The sequence below is a fragment of the Novosphingobium piscinae genome, from assembly GCF_014230355.1.
GTDB classification, from domain to species: domain Bacteria; phylum Pseudomonadota; class Alphaproteobacteria; order Sphingomonadales; family Sphingomonadaceae; genus Novosphingobium; species Novosphingobium piscinae.
This window is the reverse complement of sequence record NZ_JACLAX010000002.1, coordinates 24412-43652: the sequence shown is the minus strand read 5'-3', so window position 1 is coordinate 43652 and position 19241 is coordinate 24412. Positions and strand designations below refer to the sequence as shown.

Here is a 19241-nt window from a genome sequence, read left to right as displayed (position 1 = left end):
AATGGCGGGGCCGGGTGGGGAGGAGACGTGGCTTGCTAGGTAGACGGGGCTGCCGCTCATGGCCTGCCCAAAGCCAAACCCAGCGTCATGCCAGCGCAGGCTGGCATCTTCCGCGGCGAGGCGGGAGATCCCAGCTTTCGCTGGGATGACGGGTATGGGGTACAAGCCGCCGAGCCCATGTCGGCCCTCCCCTCCATCCCGTCATGCCAGCGCAGGCTGGCATCTTCTGCGGCGGGGTGAGAGATCCCGGCCTGCGCCGGGATGACGGGTATCGGCCGCCAACGGTCGGTTCGGCGTTCACGCCCACCAGCGTCTCCACGAAAAAGGGGGGGCAAAGCCGCCCCCCCTTCCCGCTGCGATCGGCGCCCGGCTCAGAACCGGTAGCGCACGGCTCCGCCCCAGGTGCGCGGCTCGCTGGGATAGCCCGAGATCGAGCCGATCTGCACCGGGCTGTCGAAGATCTGCAGGATCGTCCGCTGGTTGGTCAGGTTGCGGCCCCAGATGGTAAGCTCCAGCCCGCTGGCCAGCGCATAGGTGAACGAGCCGTTGAGCAGCTTGATCTCCTGCTTGCGGTTCTGCGCCGCGGCCACGGCGGCGGCCGAGCTGACGATCGCGCCGGCGCTGTTGCGCACCACCAGGTTGGGCAGACCCTCGACCAGGGCGAAGGGCGCCTCGTAGCGGTAGTCGCCCGACAGGATCAGACGGTCGCCATTGTTCAGCTCGTGGTTCCACACCGCGCCGAACGAGGCGGTCAGCGGCGAGACCCCGCCCGGACGGGTGCCGCTGATGTCACCCACGCCCGACAGCACGAAGCTGTCGTACTTGGGATCGAGGTAGGTCATGCCGAGGCTGAGGGTCAGCTCGCGGTGCGGGTGGACCATGCCCTCGAACTCGACGCCGAACGATGACTGCTTGCCCGCGTTGGCGAGGCGGAAGCCGGTGCCGGCGAAGATGTTCGACTGGAAGCCCTTGATCGACTGCTTGAACACCGCGATGTTGGCGCTGGCGATGCCCCAGTTGCCCTTGAGCCCGGCCTCGTAGACCGTGGCGATCTCGGGATCGGCGATGCGGCTGCCCGAGCTCAGGTTGGCCAGGCGCAGCGCGGCCAGGGCCGGGTTCGACTGGATCGTGGCGAGGTCGGCCGGGGTCGGGCGGCTGTCGCGCGAGAGGTTGACCGAGGCCGCCTTGTAGCCGGTGGCATAGGAGGCATAGACGTTGATGTGATCGTTCACGTCATAGGCCAGCCGCGCGGTGACCGACCACTGACCATCCGAGACCCTGCCGGTCTCAAGGGCGTTGGGCACGTTGAGGAAGGGCGGCAGGAACTGCAGGGCGGCGAGCGAGGGCAGCTGCCCGGCCGCGGCGGTCGATCCGGCGACGATCTGCTGGAACACGGCCGGGTTGGCCTGGGCGAAGCCCTGGACCACGGCCGCCGAGGGCGCCTGGCCGGTGATCTGGCCGATGCGCTGCGCGGTCAGCACCTGGGCCGCGCCGGCCAGCAGGGTCGGGTTGCTCAGCGGGATCGCCGAGAACACCTCGTTCGAGACGTTGTTGGTCGAGAAGGCCTTCGTGTCGTGCGTGTAGTTCAGGCCGCCGGTCAGGGTCAGCCGGTCGGTGACCTCGAAGTCGATCTGCCCGAAGATCGAGAAGCTTTCGTTCTTCAGCCGGTAGCGCTCGGTGAAGCCCGTACCGTTGCCGAACGAGCGGCCGATGTAGTTGGTGCCGCTGGCGGCGGTGAGCAGCTGCTCGACCGAGCCCAGCGTGAAGGCATTGGCCGACTGGCCGCGGATCAGGAAATCGGCATAGTTGCGGAAGTCGCTGCCCAGCAGCAGCTGGTTGTCCTGGTTGATCGCCTCGTTGAAGTAGAAGCCGCCGAGCAGGCCGTTGATCGGGCCCTCCCAGTCGGTGGCGAGGCGCAGTTCCTGGGTGAAGGTGTCGATCCGCAGATCCTGATAGTTGCGTCCGATCAGGTCCGAGCTGGTGAAGTCGGAGTCCTGGTTGGTGATCGCCTTGGTCTTGCGATACGAGGTGATCGAGGTCAGCTTGAGCACGCCCACGCTGTAATCGGCCTGGCCCGAGAGGCCCCAGTTGTCGATCTTGTTGGTCGACGGCAGGTTGGCATAGGTGATGTCGGCGAAGGGGTTGGCCGGATCGCTGATCCTGCCGCCCAGGACATTGGTGATGATCTGCGACGGGCCGACGCCGGGCGAACGCTGGATGTTGACCACCGCGCAGCAGTTCTCGTCGATCCGGCCGTAGTCGCCGATCAGGCGGACCTTGAAGTCGCTCGACGGCTCGAACAGCAGCTGGCCGCGGGCGAACCAGCGGTTGCGCTCGTTGGCCTTGGTGTTGGTGCCGAGATCGGTGATGAAGCCGTCGCGCCGGTTGTAGCCGCCGGCGATGCTGGCGGCGACGTTCTCGCCCAGCGGACCGGTGATGTAGCCCTTGGTGACGAAGGCGTTGTAGTTGCCGTAGCTGGCCTCGACGTTGCCGCCGAGCTTGAACTGCGGCTCCTTGGTGACGAACGAGATCACGCCGGCCGAGGCGTTCTTGCCGAACAGCGTCGACTGCGGCCCGCGCAGCACCTCAACCCGCTGGATATCGGGCAGGTCGGCGATCATCGAGGCCGAGCGCGAGCGGTAGACGCCGTCGATGAACAGGCCGACCGAGGGCTCGATGCCCGCGTTGTTGGCGCCGTTGCCGAAGCCGCGGATGTAGAAGTTGGTGTTGGCCGAGCTCTGCAGCGTGTTGACGCGCAGCGAGGGGACCACGGTGGACAGGTCGCGGATGTCGCGGATCTGGGCGCGCTCGATCGTCTCGGCCGAGGTCACCGTGACGGCCACCGGCACGTCCTGCAGCGTCTGCTCGCGCTTGGTCGCGGTGACGACGATCTCGTTGCCGGACAGGTCGGCGTCAGCGGGGGCTTCCGGGGCCGGCTGGGCCTCCTCGCGCGGGGCCGGCGCGGTCTGCGCCTGGACGACGGCGGGCAGGACCAGGGCCAGCATGGCAACACCTCCGGCCAGAGCCACGCGCCCACAACCGGTAACACCTGCAACGATACGCTTCATGCAAAAATCCTCTCTACCCCGGGGTACCCCCGTGGGACCTGCCCCCACCGTCCCGGGGGCGACCCTGCTTGTTTACTGCCGAAATCATAGGATTCCTGCGGGCTCAAGGCAATCTCCCCGCGCAAGATTTTAGCCAAGCGGGCCCCCGCTGTGGCAGGTTTGCCGCAGGTGTTGCACGTTGCAATGCGGCAGCCGGGCCACGCGCCGCTTGCTCGAATCCGCCTCTTACGCTACGGGCGCGGCCAATGTTGCGCCGCAGCGAATTGGCGCCGTTTTTTGTCTCACGAAAGATCCCATTTCATGTCCGCCCCGCTTCCGCTGCGCAATATTGCGATCATCGCCCACGTCGACCACGGCAAGACCACCCTGGTCGATCAGCTGTTCCGCCAGTCCGGCACCTTCCGCGACAACCAGCGAGTCGAGGAACGGGCGATGGATTCGAACGATCTCGAGAAGGAACGCGGGATCACCATCCTCGCCAAGCCGACCTCGGTCGAATGGACCCCGGAGGGTTCGGACCAGGCGGTGCGCATCAACATCGTCGACACCCCCGGCCACGCCGACTTCGGCGGCGAGGTGGAGCGCATCCTCTCGATGGTCGACGGCGTGATCCTGCTGGTCGACAGCTCGGAAGGCGCGATGCCGCAGACCAAGTTCGTCACCGGCAAGGCGCTGGCGCTGGGGCTGCGCCCGATCGTGGTGGTCAACAAGGTCGACCGCCCCGACCAGCGCATCCAGGAGGTGCTCGACGAGGTGTTCGACCTGTTCGTCACGCTCGACGCCAATGACGACCAGCTCGATTTCCCGGTGCTCTACGCCTCGGGCCGCAACGGCTATGCCAGCGAGGACCCGGACCGCCGCGAGGGCACGCTGGTGCCGCTGTTCCAGAAGATCGTCGACTACGTCCCGCCGCCGGCGCTCGACGTCGATGCGCCCTTCACCTTCCTCGCCACGCTGCTGGATCGCGACAACTTCCTCGGCCGCGTGCTGACCGGCCGCGTCCAGTCGGGCACGATCCGCGTCAACGATCCGATCCGCGCGCTCGACATGGACGGCAATGTCATCGAGACCGGCCGCGCCTCCAAGCTGATGACCTTCCGCGGGCTGGAACGCGTGCCGGTGGAAGAGGCCCGCGCCGGCGACATCATCTCGCTCGCCGGTCTGGCCGTCGCCACGGTGGCCAACACCGTCGCCGCGCCGGAGGTGGCCGTGCCGATCAAGGCCCAGCCGATCGATCCGCCGACCCTGTCGATGCGCTTCTCGGTCAACGACAGCCCGATGGCCGGGCGCGAGGGCTCCAAGGTCACCAGCCGCATGATCCGCGACCGGCTCGAGCGCGAGGGCGAGAGCAACGTCGCGATCAAGATCACCGAAAGCGCCGACAAGGACAGCTTCGAGGTGGCCGGCCGCGGCGAACTGCAGCTGGGCGTGCTGATCGAGACCATGCGCCGCGAGGGCTTCGAGCTGGGCATCAGCCGTCCGCGCGTGCTCTATGGCCAGGACGAGAACGGCAACCGCACCGAGCCCTACGAGACCGTGGTGATCGACGTGGACGACGAGCACGCCGGCACGGTCGTCGAGAAGATGGCGATCCGCAAGGCCGAGATGACCGACATGCGCCCCAGCGGCGGCGGCAAGACCCGCATCACCTTCTCGGCCCCGTCGCGCGGGCTGATCGGCTATCACGGCGAGTTCCTCTCGGACACCCGCGGCACCGGCATCATGAACCGCCTGTTCGACAAGTACGGCCCCTACAAGGGCAAGATCGAGGGCCGCAAGAACGGCGTCCTCATCTCGAACGGCAATGGCGAGGCCGTGGCCTATGCCCTCGGCCCGCTGGAAGAGCGCGGCGTCCTGTTCGTCGGCGTGGGCGAGCCGCTCTATGAAGGCATGATCATCGGCGAGAACGCGAAGCCGGAAGACCTCGAGGTCAACCCGATGAAGTCGAAGCAGCTCACCAACTTCCGCTCGACCGGCAAGGACGACGCGATCCGCCTCACCCCGCCGCGGGTGATGACGCTGGAACAGGCGATCGCCTATATCGACGACGACGAGATGGTCGAGGTGACCCCCAAGTCGATCCGCCTGCGCAAGGCGATCCTCGATCCGAACGAGCGCAAGAAGGCCAGCCGCAAGAAGGAAGCCGCCTGAACGGCGGTGGCTGCGGTGTAGCGGTTTTGGGAAGGCCCGGGGTGGAAGCTCCGGGCCTTTTTGTTTTTTTGGAGGGGCTGCGGTGGGGCAAACCCGCCGGTTCCAGTCGACATGCTGAATGACTGGTTTCGCCAATACCGGTCAGTCAGCTTCGACCGGGGTTCTGCCAGAAGCCGACATCCCGCAACCGATCCCGAAGCGGACGTTCGGCGACGATCATCCGTTGCTCTTAAGCAGCCATAACCAGATGTGACTCGATCTCGGCGGGATAGCGGAACGGCACAGGATTGGGCTGGAGAAGGGCTACGCTATTTGAGCTGATCAAGTTCCACGCAGGCTTCGACGCTACCGCTCCCGCCATCGCACTTTGCTTCGAGGTCGGCGCGACGGGAGTCGCGTGTGCTGGTATCGGTGAAGGAGATTGCGGCAAGTTGGAAAGTGCCTTTAGTCGAGGTGCCGCGTCGCGGATATTGTGTAGCCGTCCCGCTGAACCCGGAGGCGTCACATTTGCCTTTGTAAACGACTGAGTCGCCGTTGAGGGTAGCAGATATGTCGCAAATGCCATTTCTGCGCGTGCCGGTGATCGGCACATTGTTGGTCCAGACCCCGCCGGTAATGGTTCCGGTAACAACCTCCCCTTCGATGCGCATGGTTATTGACGCGAGAATTTCCTCCCTGCGGGTGTTGGATGCAGCTGCGCTTACGAGGGCATCAATGATGCCCGTATTTCGGCGCCGGCGCTCTTCGATGGGATAGACGTAAACAACCGACCCACGATAGCGGGCGTCGGCGTAAAGTAGCTGCTGTGCGGCGCTCGTAGGCAGGGCTGCGGGCGCGACGGCGACCTTGCCTTGCTGCTGCTGCCAGTTGCCCTTCTTGTCCTTGCAGAACAGCGCCGGGGTCCCGTCGGGGAGCGCCGCGGTGCGGCATTCTGGACCAGCTTGCGCTTGAACTGCATGGCCGTAAGCAGCCAAGCACAATACAATATAAGTAAAAATGCGCACGCCTAGCTCCGGAATAAAATAACTCTCGTTTAATTACTTTAGATATATATTTTTAAAATTTTTTATAATCGAAATAATATTCGTTATTTGCAATCTCTTACATTGGCATACTGAAGAGAGCACATGGAATTTGGAGGATATTGCGCACCTCCATCTTGAGAAGACCATCTCGCAGAAATAAATTTATAATCAGAATAGGCCAAATATGACGAATTTTTAGCAGGGACAGTTATAAAGTGATTCTTCTTTGGCACGTAAGCGTTAGGACCATACCACCTTTTCGCAGTCTCAGCACTATTTACAATATCGTAAAATACATGAACCTCAACTGATCTTGAGCAAGAGTTTTTTATTTCTGTCGAAACAATCATTGTCCTTCTAACCGGCGACCAAGATTCATACCTTTTGCACTCTCCATCACTGCATTGCGTGTAAGTGTCTGGCTGAACATCGACAACTTTATTTTTTGGCAATTCTATGCAGTCAACCGGCCTCTTACTTGCCTCTGCAATCCTCGCTTTTTCCGCCGATTTTTTCTCCATTAATGCGTATTGCCGATTTTGCTCAGCAATCAACGCAAACTTCTCTTTTTGCGATGCCAGAAGCGCAACTTTATCGCATCCACGCGTGTCACCTTTGTCACAGGCCATCTGATACCACCGCGTCGCTTTGGAACTGCTTTCGTCGGTGTATGGGCCAGAAAAGTAAAGTGCCCCCAAGTTGTAGCAACCGAGTGCAATATCAGCATCGCAGGTTTTCTTATAGAGCGCTTCAGCTTGACCTAAATTAGGCTCCACTCCAGTACCGTCACCACTTTCGTAAATATTACCAAGATCGTTACAAAAAGAAATCTCTGAATTGTTGCATGCGACCATGTAGAACTTTAACGCTAGCGCTTTGTTTTTCGTCACACCGCTTCCGCGTTCATACAAGCGCCCCAAGTTTCCGCATGATCTGACGATCCCGGCATCGCATGCCCTCGCCAACAGAGGAGCTGCCCGGGTCATGTTGGCGGTGACGCCTTCACCGCTGAGGTACATTGCCCCCAATATGCCGCATGCTTCGGCCGAGCCTGCATCGCAAGCCTTGGCAAACTGCGCGGCGGCAGCGACATGATCCTTGCGCGCATAGGCCGCATTACCTGCGCTGAACGCAATGACAGCAGGTGCCACCGAAGGGCTTGCCGCCGCTACCGGAGTCGGTCGCTGGTGCTGAGGAGCATCGAGCGCGGCCCGAACTCTGGCCGGGTCGAAGTCGTTATCTGCGTCCTTCGTCACCAACGTTCGAATCCACGCTGCCGTTCCTCCTCGCTCGTCAAAGCAATGGCGGACGCTTGCCGTCCCTGCTTTCTCGATCGGCCCACAAGCAGGCTCGCCTGTCACCTTAGCGAGGGCTGGGCATGCCAGGCGAGCTGCCTCGTCGGGCTTCTTTGTATAATCGACCTTTTGGTGGCAGGCGTCGGACAGGAGATCTTTGGCCTTGGCAAGATCCTGCGGATAGCCCTCGACCCCTTCGGCATAGGCCACACCGAGAATCGCGCAGCCGAATGGACTGTTGAGCGTACAAGATCGGTCGGCATAGAGCGCAGCTTTGGCCTCGTTGCGTTCAACGCCACTGCCGCCCAGATAGCTGAGCGCCAGTTCCGAACAACCCTTCTTCTCGCGCCCGTCGCACGCGCGCAGATAGAAGGCTGCCGCCTTGGCTGGATCCTTAAGCACACCGTCGCCGAACTGGTAGCTTTCACCAAGGTTGAAGCAGCCGCGCGCATCACCCCTGTCACAGGCGCGCTGGAAATAGGTAGCGGCTTTCTTGGGATCCTTGGCTGTGCCGTCGCCGGTCAGGTAGAGCATGCCGAGCACGTCGCAGTCGGCTGCATTGCCGCCTGAACAGGTCTGCTCCAATCCGGCGACGGTCCTGATTTCGTATGAGCCCCCAGCTTGGGCGTTGACAGATGCCGATCCCATCGCAAACCATAGGGCGATCGCGACCAACAAGACTTTCAGTCGAAGCATCCATCCCCCACATGCCGCCAACGCCTGGCAACCAAACGCTATGGCCGCCTGCATCGCGCCTTACCGCAGCGCTTCGGTAGGTTACCGCTGGAGAAACGACGTCGCAACAGATGAACAACGTCCGTCGGCGATGGCTGCGGCGGTCCCGCAAAGAAGACTTTCGCCTATCCACCAGGACTCGGCCGTGAGCGGGGTCGGGGCTCGATCCCAAAAACCGCCTGGCAGCTTCAGGTGGAAGCCGACGTTCATTCCTCTGATCTTGCACGACCAACTCTAGCCGCACCCCACGCCCCACCCACTCCGCAACCAGCCAACCAGCCCGCCTGTCCTACATCCCCCACCCCGCGCTACACTCGCGGGCATGTCGCCCACCTGCTCGCCCCTTCGCCCGCCCGCAGCGGCGCGTGCGTCAGCCGCTGGCGGGGGCGGCTGCCCGCGCCGCGGTTTGGTCGCTCTGGACCCTGTCAACCGTGTCAACACCCGCGCGGGGGCGGGCCGCGCGCGCCGCGCTGGCCGGGCCCTTGGCGCGGCGGGCCGTCTGCGCCTCGCGCTTTGCGCTCAGGACCGTGTCAACCGTGTCAACCGCACCCGGCCGGCCGCCGCGCGCAGGTCGGGGCCGCTGCGGCGTGGTGGGGGACCGGGCCGGTGGACAGGCCCATGGCGCCGGAGCGTCCGGCTGCGGGCCGGGGCCGGGCCGGGGCCGCCCTGGGGTCTGTCCTGGGGTCTGCCCTGGGGAGGTTCACGCCCCCCTCGTCCGTTTGCCGCGCGCGCCGCCGCGAGGCATCGCCCGGCGTGTCCCGCCTGCGGCCTGAGGGGCCGAGGTGGATCCCGAGCCTGGCGAAGGGCGCGACCCGGAGGTCGGACGGGGGCTGGTGGGGTTCGGCCTGAGCCGGACCGGCCCTAGCCCTTCACCGCGCCCAGCACCTGCGCCACCGTGTCGGTGATCTGCTGCACGGTGAAGGGCTTGGGCATGAAGTGCATGTTGTCGAAGTCGATCTCCTTGCGGAGCTGTTCCTCGGCATAGCCCGACATGAACAGGAATGGCACGCTGGGCACGATCTTGCGGATCTCGCGGGCCATGGCCGGGCCGTCCATCACCGGCATGACCACGTCGCTCACCACCAGATCGTAGCGGCGGCCGAGCGCGACGAACTGGAGCCCCTCCTCGCCGTCGGCGGCGACGGTCACCTCGTAGCCCTGGCGGGTGAGCGCGCGCTCGGCCACGGCGCGGACGGTGTCCTCGTCCTCGACCAGCAGGATCTTGCCGCCGCCGGCCCACTTGCGCGGCTCCTCGGTGCGGGCGGCGAGCTGGGCGCCGCCGCTGCTGGCCGCCGGGCCGTGGTGGACCGGGAAGTAGATCGAGAAGCAGGTGCCCTTGCCCACCTCGCTGTCGGCGAAGATGTAGCCGCCCGACTGCTTGACGATGCCATAGACGGTGGAGAGCCCCAGCCCGGTGCCGCGGCCCTGCTCCTTGGTGGTGAAGAACGGCTCGAAGATCTTGGACAGGTGCTCGGGGGCGATGCCGCTGCCGGTGTCCTCGACGATCAGCGCGGTATAGTCGCCCTGCGGCAGGATCTCGCCCCCGCGCGAGCGCACGTCGGAGGCCTTCATCCGCCGGGTGGTGATGGTCAGCCGGGCGCTGCCGTCGGCCTTGTCGGCCAGCGCGTCGCGGGCATTGACCACGAGGTTGACGATGACCTGCTCGAGCTGGGTCGGATCGGCCCGCACCGCCCCGAGATCGCGGTCGTGCCGCACCTCGAAGCGGATCTTCTCGCCGATCAGGCGCTTGAGCATCTGGGTGATGTCCGAGACGATGTCGGGCAGCTGCAGCACCTCGGGGCGCAGGGTCTGCTGGCGCGAGAAGGCGAGCAGTTGCCGGGTCAGGCTGGCCGCGCGGTTCGAGCTGGCGCGGATCTGCTGGATGTCGTCATAGTCGCTGTCGCCGGGGGTATGGCGCAGCAGCATCAGGTCGCAGGTGCCGAGGATCGCGGTGAGCACGTTGTTGAAATCATGCGCCACCCCGCCCGCCAGCTGGCCCACCGCCTGCATCTTGCTGGCCTGGGCGACCTGGCGCTTGAGCCGCGTCTCCTCGGTGCTGTCGGACAGGCCCAGCAGCACGGCCGCCTCGCCCAGCCCGCGCACCCCGGCAAGGCTGAGCGAGACCGGCTCGTCGGGCTGGAACTTGAGCCGCACCGCGATGTCGCCCGCGCTGGCCGGCCCCTGCGCATGGCGCCGCACCGCGTCGGACAGGGCGCCCTTGTCCTCGCGCACCACCAGGTCGGAGGGGAACGGCGGCGGCTCCTCGCCGGCGCGTCCGGCCGCGCGCAGGAAGGCGGCATTGGCGAACAGCAGCCGCCCGTCGCGGTCGGCCATGGCGAGGCCCAGCGGCAACTGGGCGAGCAGCGCCTCGAGGTGCGGCACCGCGGCCTGGCCATCGCCCTGCGCGCTGGCGGCACCGATGCCGATCCCGGCGTCGGCCAGCAGCATCAGCGAGGGGGTATGATCGGGATCGGGCGCCACACCGCTGTCGGGATCGGCAACCGGCACGTAGTAGAGCACCAGCGGCTGCCCCTCGCGCCCCTCGCGCGCCCAGGTGATGCGGTCGGCATCGTCCTGACGCAGCAGCGCGACGAAGGACTGGCCGCGCAGATCGGCGCCGGCATCCCCGGTGGCGCGCAGGGCCAGACCTTCGCTGGCGGCGCGGATCTCGCCCTCGGGGGTGACGATCGCGGCGCTGATCCCGGCCACGGCGAGCGCCCGCCCCAGCTTGCCCTCGATCGCGCGGCCCAGTTCGGCGACCGGATCGGGCCGGGTCACCTCGGCGAGATGCCAGACCAGGAAATCCTCGCCGCGCCCGGCGCGGTGGACCTCGGCCCGCCAGACCCGCTCGCCCGCCGCCACGGTCTCGGCCGCGGCCCGGCCATCGCGCCAGGCTGCCCGCGCGGTCCGTGCCAGCACCTCGGTCGCGGCCGGATCGACCGGCAGCCGCGGTGGCGGATTGGCGATGCCGAACCAGCGCTCGTAAGTGGCATTGGCGCAGACCAGCCGACCGGCGCGGTCGATGATCGCCACGGCACGCTCGTCGTTGTCGATCGCGGCGACGGTCACGGTCCAGTCAGGCAGGGCCCATTCGGGCTCGGGCTCCGCCGGACGCCGCCGTGCCAGCACCCAGCCGAGCCCGCCCAGCGCCGCCGCCCCGCCGCCGAAGCCCGCGGTCACCAGCGGCTCGCCGCTGACCAGCCACAGCGCCGCCAGCGAGGCGACGAAGCCGCCCGCCACCAGCACGCCATCGCGCAGCACACCGGTCCGGGCAGGAGCGGCTGCGGCGGAGGCTGGTGCGGGGGTGGCAAATCGGGCGGCGCGGTCCGTCATGCCAGCGGCATAGCTGCGGCAGGCGGCGCTGTCACGAACCGCCGGGCCATCCAGGCCTGCGACGGTGCGATCAATCGGTGGACGGACGGCCCGGTTCGTCGCGCGCGGCCAGCACGCGGCGGCGCTTGGCGCGGATCCAGGCGCTCCATGCCACGCTGGTCGCCAGATAGGACACCGCAGCCGAGACCACCGCCACCACCACCAGGCCCAGCGCCAGCACCTTGCCCTCGGCGGTCAGCCAGATCAGCAGATGCCAGGCATCGGTCACCTGCAGCAGGCTGTCGATCGGGTTCGCATGGAGCATCGAATCGAAATAGAGCAGCCGTTCGCCGACCTTGTACGACGCGGCCCAGATCAGCGGGGTGGTGAACGGGTTGGTGATGAAGGTGGTCAGCGCCGCGACCGGGACATTGGCCCGGACCGACAGGCTGAGGAAGGCCGCGAAGACGATCTGGGCAAACGGAATGATGATCCCCACCAGCATGCCCAGCGCCACGCCCCGCGGCACCGAGCGGCGGGTGAAGCGCCACAGCTCGCTGGCCAGCACGCGATGCGCGAAGGGCTGGACAAAGCGGTTGCTGCCGAGCTGTTCGCGCGTCGGCATCGAGCGTTGGGCCCAGGCTGAAAACTTCGCGATCATCGTCCCGTCTACCTTCGCGGCGACCATAGCCGAACGGCACCGCCCGCGATATCCGCGATTACCCCGCCAGTCCTTTCCGGCCGATGAAGAGCCACGCCCGGATCGTCAACAGCGCCCGGCGGGTCAGCATGCCCGCAACACCCTGCCCTTCGGGGCAGGCCGCCGCGCGGACTCAGCCGTGGTCGCGCAGCAGCCGCGACTGCTCGCGCTTCCAGTCGCGTTCCTTGATCGTCTGGCGCTTGTCGGCGGCGTTCTTGCCCTTGGCGAGGGCGAGCTCGACCTTCGCCCGGCCGCGCCCGTTGAAATAGATCGACAGGGGAACCAGGGTCATCCCCTTGCGCTCGACCGCACCGGTCAGCTTGCCGATCTCGCGTTCGTGCAACAGCAGCTTGCGCGGCCGCTTGGGCTCGTGGTTGAAGCGGTTGCCATGGCTGAACTCGGGCACGTTCGAGTTGACCAGCCAGACCTGCCCGTCGCGCACCTCGGCATAGGATTCGGCAATCGAGCCTTCTCCGAAGCGCAGCGACTTCACCTCGGTCCCGGTCAGCGCGATACCGGCCTCGAAGACCTCGTCGATGTAATAGTCAAACCGCGCCCGCCGGTTTTCGGCGACGGTCTTCTTTTTGTCGAAGGTGGCTGGTGTCGGTCGGGCCATGGTGGGCTGCCATGTAGGTGGCATCGCCCGGCTTGCCTAGGCCCTTCGCCCGCGCCAGACCGAACTCGGCCGGGATCACCAGTCCGGCCGGCAGGCGCTGGCGCGCGCGGGACAGCATCGTGCCCGATCGCACTGCCGCCTCGGCGGTCAGGACCAGACGGTGCCCGTCCGGCAGGAACAGGGTTACGGTGCCGTCGCGCCCGGACATCACGTGGATCGGGGCGTCGAAGACGGGGCGAGCGGTGGGTTTGCGAGCCATGCCTGTTGAAGCCCGCTGGAACACGGGCGTTCCCGCCACCGCCGACAGTTCATCGCATTTTGCGAACGGAATGCGCCCAACCGAGCCCGCTGGCCGGCCTAGGCGACGGTCTACAGCACTCCGGCGTGAACCAGGGCGGCGTCCACCGCCTGCCGCGCCGTCTGGTTGCAGGCGACCAGCGGCAGCCGCAGCTCGTCGGTCATCCCTTCGAGCACGCGGCTCAACGCATACTTGACCGGTCCCGGCGAGGCGTCCTCGAACATCGCGTAGTGCAGCGGGTAGAGCCGGTCGTTGAGCTCGCGCGCCTTCTGCAGATCGTTGGCCGCACAGGCCGCCTGGAACTCGGCGCAGAGCTGCGGGGCGACATTGGCGGTCACCGAGATGCAGCCCACCCCGCCGGCCGCGTTGAACGGCAGCGCCAGCTCGTCGTCGCCCGAGAGCTGGCAGAAATCGGCGCCGATCCCCATCCGATGATCGGTCACGCGCGACAGGTCGCCGCTGGCGTCCTTGATCCCGATGATCTTGCCGGGAAAGCGGCGCGCCAGTTCGATCACGGTCTCCGGCTGGATGTCGGTCACCGTGCGCGCCGGGACGTTGTAGAGCACGATCGGCAGGTCGACGTGTTCCGCCAGATAGGAGAAGTGCGCCAGCAGGCCCGCCTGGCTCGGCCGGTTATAATAGGGCGCGACCAGCAGCGCGGCGGCAGCGCCGCACTTCTTCGAGAAGGTCATGTGCAGCATCGCGTTCATCGTGTCGTTGCTGCCGCATCCGGCGATCACCGGCACCCGCCCGGCGGCCTGCTCGATGCACACCTCGATCACGCGGTGATGCTCGGCGTTCGACAGGGTCGAGTTCTCGCCGGTGGTCCCACAGGGCACCAGCGCGGCCGAGCCGTTGGCGATCTGCCAGTCAACCAGACGTCGAAACGCCCTCTCATCGAACACTCCGTCGCGAAACGGAGTCACCAGAGCCGGAATCGAACCGGAAAACATGGACATTTTCCCTGCTTTTGCCCCAATCTCCGGCTAGCTTCCCTTACGGGGGCCAGAACGCCTACCGGGGTCTGCCACTTTTGCGCCTGATAAGGAGCCATCGACGAATGTCCAGCACGGTCCGACAGTCCCTCGCAACCTCGGCACTGGTGGTGCTGGTGCTGGGCGGACCGGTCTCGTCGCAGAGCGTGTCGGTCCCGGTGGTGCAGCCGCTCCCCGCAGCCACGCGCGACAGCGCGTCGACCAGCACCCGCGGCGCGGGCAGCGAATGGGACCAGGCCCGCGCGCAGTTGCGGATGAGCGGGGCGACGGCGATGGCCCAGGCGGTCGAGCGCTGGCAGGGCCTGACCCGCTACGACAGCTTCGCCTTCAACGACTATGCCGGGTTCCTGCTCGCCTATCGCGGCTTCCCCGAGGAAGACCGTCTGCGGCGCAACGCCGAACGTGCGCTTGAGCGCGGCGGGGCCGAGCCGGGCCAGGTGGTCGCCTACTTCGACCGGATCGCCCCGCTGACCAATGCGGCGCGGGCGCAGTACGCGCTCGCGCTCGCCCGCCAGGGTCGCCCCGAGGCCCACAGCCAGGCGCTGGCCGCCTGGCGCGGCGGCGCGATGAGCGAAGCGGCCGAGACCGCGCTGGCCCCGCTGCTGGCCGGCCGCGTCACCGCCGACGATCAAGACGCGCGGATGGATGCGCTGCTCTGGGCGGGCAGCCTCGCTCCGGCGCAGCGCCAGCTGGCACTGGTCTCCCCGACGCGGCGCGACCTGTTCCAGGTCCGCCTCGCGGCGCTGCAGGGCAACGATCCGGTCGCCCTCGGGCTGGCCATTCCCGCTTCGGCCGCCGCCGATCCCGGCTTTCTCTACAACCGCGCCCGCCAGTTGATCGGCGCCGGCCGCGGGGCCGAGGCCGCCGCCCTGCTGGCCGCCCGCCCCCGGCTCGACAGCCTGCCCACCGATCCCGAGAAGTGGGTGGCCCTGACGCTGTCAGCCGCGCGCAACAGCGATCCCGCCACTGCGGTGCGCCTCGCCACGCTGATCGACGATTCCTTCGCGCAGGGCGCCGATCTGAGCCGGATGAGCTTCCGGCTGCGCGATGACTACACCTCGTTGATGTGGCTGGGCGGAACCAAGGCGCTGTGGACGCTGGCCGCACCGCGCAGCGCTGCGCCCCTGTTCTGGCGCTACGGCATGGCCGCGCGCACCCCGCAGACCCGAGCCAAGGGTCTGTACTGGGCGGGACGGGCCCTCGCCTCGGGCGGGGACACCGCCGGCGCGGCGCCCTACTTCACCCGGGCGGCGATCTACGCCGACCAGTTCTACGGCCAGCTCGCGCTCGAACGGCTGGGTCGGACGATCCCGGCCTTCGCCACCTCACCCTCGGTGGTCCCCTCGCCCTCCGAGCGGCAGGCTTTCCTCGCCCGGCCGATCGTGGCCGCGGTGCGCGAGGTGGCGCGCGAGAGCGACTGGCCAACCGCGGTGCGCTTCTTCAAGGAGATCGCGGCCCAGGCCGAAACCCCGGCGGAGCACCAGATCGTCGCCGACCTGGCGCGCGAGCTTGGCCGGCGTGATCTGGGGGTGATCCTCGGCCAGGCCGCCGGTGCCGACGGCATCGCCGATTTCCAGCATGTGGCCTTTCCGCTGATCCCGATTCCCGAGGGCGCGGACTGGACGATGGTCCACGCGATCAGCCGGCAGGAAAGCCAGTTCGCCCAGAACGCCGTCAGCCACGCCGGCGCCCGCGGGCTGATGCAGCTGATGCCGGGGACCGCGCGCGAACAGGCCGGCAAGGTCGGCCTCGCTTTCGACGCTTCCGCCCTGATGAACGATCCGGGCTACAACCTGCGGCTCGGCGATGGCTACTTCGGGCGGATGATGGACTACTTTGGCGGATCCTATCCGCTGGCGGTTGCGGCCTACAACGCCGGTCCGGGCAATGTGAACAAGTGGCTGCGCGCCAATGGCGATCCGCGCACCGGCACGGTCGACTGGATCGACTGGATCGAGCGCATCCCGGTTTCCGAAACGCGCAACTATGTGCAGCGGGTGCTCGAGAACGCGGTGGTCTACGAGGCGATGAACCCGGACAAGGCGCGTGTCCGCGGGCCGGCCCCGCTCAGCCATTTCCTCGGCCGCAGCGGGGTGACCGGCTGACCCCCCCTTGTCCTGCCCGGCCGGCGCGGCCTAGGGCAGGTGTGATGAAACCCGATGGCCCCCCGATCACTCCCGCCGGCCTCGCCGCACTGCGGGCCCGCTACGACCATCTGCTTGGCACCGAGCGCCCGGCGATCGTCGAAGTGGTGAGCTGGGCCGCGGGCAACGGCGACCGCTCCGAGAATGGCGACTATCTCTATGGCCGCAAGCGCATGCGCGAGATCGACCGCGAACTGGGTTACCTCGCCCGCCGGATGAAGCTGCTCAGGGTGGTCGACCCGGCTGGGCAGGCCGACCGCAGCCGGGTCTGGTTCGGCGCCACGGTGACGATCGCCGACGAGGACGATGTCCACAAGACCGTAACCCTGGTCGGCGACGACGAACAGGATGCCGGCGCCGGGCGGATCGGTTGGAGCGCGCCGCTCGCCCGCGCCCTGCGCGGCGCTGCGGTGGGCGACCTGCGCCGGGTGACGCTTCCCGCCGGCGAACGGGAATGGGAGATAATATCAATTACATACCCGAGTCCCTAAAACCATTCTGAAGGCATTTCCGCAAAAGTGCACGAAATCCGCATGAATGCGCTGGATCGCCCGCCGGGATCGCCATGACCAACGTCCTAAGGGCAAGTGCTTATCCGGATCACAAATCCGCTGCAGGGGAAGCGGGGTTATGAAGCGCTTGGCTCGGGTCGCACCAGCCAAGGAAGTTTCTGAGATGTTGAAGTTTTTCTCGAGAAATCATGATTCGCCGGCGGCTGCTTCAGCCCCGCCGGAGGAATCATCCACCGGGTCGGACTCGGCCGGCAAGGCGGGCCGTCGCGCCCTTCTCGAGCAGATCAGCGAATTCTTGCTGACGCATGATCTCGATATCTCCACCACCAACCTCGATCTCGCCCGGCGCGCCTTCTCTGGCGAGGACCTCGAATTGGCCGAGAAGATCACCGAGCGGCAGATGTCGGGTCAGAAGATCGACCAGGCCTGGCTGATCGAACTCGGCGGCGCGGCTGATGGCGGCGAAGATCGCGAAAAGGAGCAGCGGGCCGAGCTGGAAAGCCTGATGGGGCGGCTCGATACCTCGATCGCCAGCTTCTCGGCGGTGACCACGCGCGCGCAAGGCACCACGGCCGCCTATGGCGAGAGCCTGGAGGAGCACGTCGGGGCGATGACCTCGCTTGATGCTACCGGTGAGATGATCACCAGCCTGGCCGGGCTCGCCAAGGCGATGCTTGAGCGCACCCGCGAGGTCGAGCAGGAAATGAAGAAGAGCACCGACGAGGCCGATCGGCTGCGCAAGCGGCTGGAGCGCGCCCGCCGCGATGCCGAGGTCGATCACCTGACCGGCCTGCCCAATCGCCGCGCCTTCGAGGCGGTCTACGACACCAACTACCGGGCTGCCCAGGCCGAGATCGACAATCTGTCGGTCGCCTTCATCGATATCGACCGGTTCAAGTCGGTCAACGATACCCACGGCCACGAAACGGGCGACCGCGTGCTCCAGGCGGTCAGCGAGGTTCTGTCGCGCATCTCGAATGACCGCTGCCACGTCGCCCGCCATGGCGGCGAGGAGTTCGTCGTCCTGTTCCGCGGCAAGAACGTGGACGAATCCCGGGCGATTCTGGATCAGGCGCGCGAGCAGCTCGCCGCCCGCAACTTCATCAACCGGACCACCGACGAGCCGATCGGGCGGATCACCTTCTCCGGCGGCGTCGCCGACGTGTTCGCCTATTCCGAGCCGCGGCTGGCGCTCAAGGCCGCCGACCAGGCGCTCTATCGCGCCAAGGCCGAAGGCCGCAACCGGATCTGCACGGCCTGACGCCGCACCTTGCATGAGCGTAACGGGGCGGCGCAGGGCGCCTCCCCGTTACGTTCGGCCAGACCTGCCCGGCTCAGAAGCGCAGGCCGACCCCGGCCACCACCTGGTGGCGATCGGTGTCGATGCTGAAGCGGCTGCTGTCCGGGGTCCGCCCGTCGAAGTCGAACTCGCCGCGCGAATAGTTCGAATAGCGGTACTCCAGCTTGGCGAAGGCGTTGCTGTCGAGCGCATACTCCAGGCCCGCACCGAGACGGTAGCCATCGGTGTCGAGCCGCTGGTCGAGCACGGTGCTGCCGTTGGTGCCGAGCAGGCCGTAGCGGGCATTGGTGTAGCCCGCCTTCGCATAGAGCATCGTCCGGGGACTGGTGACGACACCAATGCGCGCGCCGACGTAGAAGTCGCGGTCGGCCTTCACCCGGCCGAGGTTGAAGGTGTTGGGCACGCCGTTGTTGTTGTCCCACTTGGCGGAGCTGTCCGTAAGCTCCGCCTCGGCCCCGACGCGCAGGGTTTCGCCCGTGGCGAAGTCGAAGCCCGCGCCGACACCATAGGTCAGGCCCTCGATCGACTGCTTCAGGTTGCGTGCGGCATCGATGTCGACCGTGCTGCCCGAGCGGTTGTGATCATAACCGACGATGGCCTCGATCCGCGGGCCGGTAAAGGGCAGGCGCCCGTCCTGTGCCTGCGCGGCCCCGGGAACCAGGACGGCAGCGCCAGCGAGGCCAGCGCCTGCGGCCAGGAGGAAAAGCTTGGTCATGTTGCACTCCATTCTCTGTTGACGGCCGGACACGCCGGCTGCGGCAACAGGAATGAGCGAGGGGTCCCGCTGTTTCATGAACCTGGGACAACGAGCGGAAGTGTGGCCCTGCAGCAACAGTTACCCCGGGGCAGAGCGCTGAAACCGGCGCGCCGGGCGCGCAGGGCCAGACGGCCGTGGCGCTCGCCACCGACCGGTCGCTGCGTTTTGAGATAAGGAGTCCGGCCCGAGAGTTCGGCCGGTCATGGCCTGGGCGCATCGCGCCGGTCCTGGCTGCGAATGGCATGGGCCAGTCGCACCGGGCCCGCGGTGTGGTCGGCGCTCGCGGCCCGGTCCGCCAGGCGGCGATGCCAACCGAGCGGGCGGTCGGGCCCG

14 protein-coding genes are annotated in these 19241 nt (G+C 66.8%); 5 read left to right on the top strand and 9 right to left on the bottom strand.

Features of this window, described 5'->3' with window-relative positions:
- Positions 1–371 precede the first annotated feature (371 nt).
- On the bottom strand, positions 372–3068 hold the full coding sequence (locus tag H7F53_RS02220) for a TonB-dependent receptor (RefSeq protein ID WP_185677860.1): 2697 nt from the start codon (positions 3066–3068) through the stop codon (positions 372–374).
- Between the two features lie 300 nt (positions 3069–3368).
- Here H7F53_RS02220 and typA point away from each other — a divergent pair, with 300 nt between their 5' ends.
- A complete protein-coding gene (typA, locus tag H7F53_RS02215; RefSeq protein WP_185677859.1) occupies positions 3369–5219 on the top strand; it encodes a translational GTPase TypA in 1851 nt (616 codons plus the stop codon).
- A 118-nt stretch (positions 5220–5337) separates the two neighbouring features.
- Positions 5338–5472, top strand: a complete 135-nt coding sequence (locus H7F53_RS17790) for a hypothetical protein (RefSeq protein WP_281384726.1) — start codon at positions 5338–5340, stop codon at positions 5470–5472.
- A gap of 55 nt (positions 5473–5527) precedes the next feature.
- On the opposite strand, the gene H7F53_RS02210 is transcribed toward H7F53_RS17790, so the two are convergent.
- From H7F53_RS02210 to dapA, 7 genes are all read right to left on the bottom strand, one after another.
- Positions 5528–6223 (bottom strand): hypothetical protein, encoded by a 696-nt coding sequence (locus H7F53_RS02210; RefSeq protein WP_185677858.1) that lies wholly within the window; start codon positions 6221–6223, stop codon positions 5528–5530.
- Between the two features lie 83 nt (positions 6224–6306).
- On the bottom strand, positions 6307–8235 hold the full coding sequence (locus tag H7F53_RS02205; RefSeq protein ID WP_185677857.1) for a tetratricopeptide repeat protein: 1929 nt from the start codon (positions 8233–8235) through the stop codon (positions 6307–6309).
- A gap of 900 nt (positions 8236–9135) precedes the next feature.
- Complete coding sequence (locus H7F53_RS02200) at positions 9136–11607, bottom strand: hybrid sensor histidine kinase/response regulator (RefSeq protein WP_185677856.1); 2472 nt, start codon at positions 11605–11607, stop codon at positions 9136–9138.
- 70 nt (positions 11608–11677) lie between these two features.
- Positions 11678–12247, bottom strand: a complete 570-nt coding sequence (locus H7F53_RS02195) for a DUF2062 domain-containing protein (protein WP_185677855.1) — start codon at positions 12245–12247, stop codon at positions 11678–11680.
- Positions 12248–12419: 172 nt separating this feature from the next.
- On the bottom strand, positions 12420–12902 hold the full coding sequence (gene smpB / locus H7F53_RS02190; protein WP_185677854.1) for an SsrA-binding protein SmpB: 483 nt from the start codon (positions 12900–12902) through the stop codon (positions 12420–12422).
- Entirely contained in the window at positions 12832–13161 is a 330-nt protein-coding gene (locus tag H7F53_RS02185; RefSeq protein WP_185677853.1) for a hypothetical protein, read from the bottom strand. Before H7F53_RS02185 ends, smpB begins: the two co-directional genes overlap by 71 nt.
- 110 nt (positions 13162–13271) lie before the next feature.
- Positions 13272–14153 (bottom strand): 4-hydroxy-tetrahydrodipicolinate synthase, encoded by an 882-nt coding sequence (dapA, locus tag H7F53_RS02180; protein WP_185678112.1) that lies wholly within the window; start codon positions 14151–14153, stop codon positions 13272–13274.
- Between the two features lie 107 nt (positions 14154–14260).
- On the opposite strand from dapA, the gene H7F53_RS02175 reads away from it, so the two are divergent.
- The 3 genes from H7F53_RS02175 to H7F53_RS02165 all read left to right on the top strand — a co-directional run bounded on the left by H7F53_RS02175 (position 14261) and on the right by H7F53_RS02165 (position 18112).
- Positions 14261–16300: a lytic transglycosylase domain-containing protein gene (locus H7F53_RS02175; RefSeq protein ID WP_185677852.1), complete on the top strand. Its 2040-nt coding sequence runs from the start codon at positions 14261–14263 to the stop codon at positions 16298–16300.
- A gap of 44 nt (positions 16301–16344) precedes the next feature.
- A complete protein-coding gene (locus tag H7F53_RS02170; protein ID WP_185677851.1) occupies positions 16345–16830 on the top strand; it encodes a GreA/GreB family elongation factor in 486 nt (161 codons plus the stop codon).
- Positions 16831–17146: 316 nt separating this feature from the next.
- Complete coding sequence (locus tag H7F53_RS02165) at positions 17147–18112, top strand: GGDEF domain-containing protein (protein WP_246438436.1); 966 nt, start codon at positions 17147–17149, stop codon at positions 18110–18112.
- A 73-nt stretch (positions 18113–18185) separates the two neighbouring features.
- On the opposite strand, the gene H7F53_RS02160 is transcribed toward H7F53_RS02165, so the two are convergent.
- The gene (locus H7F53_RS02160) at positions 18186–18866 is read right to left on the bottom strand and encodes an outer membrane protein (RefSeq protein ID WP_185677849.1); all 681 of its coding nucleotides are present in this window, start codon (positions 18864–18866) and stop codon (positions 18186–18188) included.
- Positions 18867–19241 lie beyond the last annotated feature (375 nt).

Coding starts and splice junctions, on each gene's coding strand:
- H7F53_RS02220 (WP_185677860.1), bottom strand. CDS start 3,068: ATGAAGCGTATCGTTGCAGGTGTTACCGGTTGTGGGCGCGTGGCTCTG.
- typA (WP_185677859.1), top strand. CDS start 3,369: ATGTCCGCCCCGCTTCCGCTGCGCAATATTGCGATCATCGCCCACGTC.
- H7F53_RS17790 (WP_281384726.1), top strand. CDS start 5,338: ATGACTGGTTTCGCCAATACCGGTCAGTCAGCTTCGACCGGGGTTCTG.
- H7F53_RS02205 (WP_185677857.1), bottom strand. CDS start 8,235: ATGCTTCGACTGAAAGTCTTGTTGGTCGCGATCGCCCTATGGTTTGCG.
- H7F53_RS02200 (WP_185677856.1), bottom strand. CDS start 11,607: ATGACGGACCGCGCCGCCCGATTTGCCACCCCCGCACCAGCCTCCGCC.
- H7F53_RS02195 (WP_185677855.1), bottom strand. CDS start 12,247: ATGATCGCGAAGTTTTCAGCCTGGGCCCAACGCTCGATGCCGACGCGC.
- smpB (WP_185677854.1), bottom strand. CDS start 12,902: ATGGCCCGACCGACACCAGCCACCTTCGACAAAAAGAAGACCGTCGCC.
- H7F53_RS02185 (WP_185677853.1), bottom strand. CDS start 13,161: ATGGCTCGCAAACCCACCGCTCGCCCCGTCTTCGACGCCCCGATCCAC.
- dapA (WP_185678112.1), bottom strand. CDS start 14,153: ATGTTTTCCGGTTCGATTCCGGCTCTGGTGACTCCGTTTCGCGACGGA.
- H7F53_RS02175 (WP_185677852.1), top strand. CDS start 14,261: ATGTCCAGCACGGTCCGACAGTCCCTCGCAACCTCGGCACTGGTGGTG.
- H7F53_RS02170 (WP_185677851.1), top strand. CDS start 16,345: ATGAAACCCGATGGCCCCCCGATCACTCCCGCCGGCCTCGCCGCACTG.
- H7F53_RS02160 (WP_185677849.1), bottom strand. CDS start 18,866: ATGACCAAGCTTTTCCTCCTGGCCGCAGGCGCTGGCCTCGCTGGCGCT.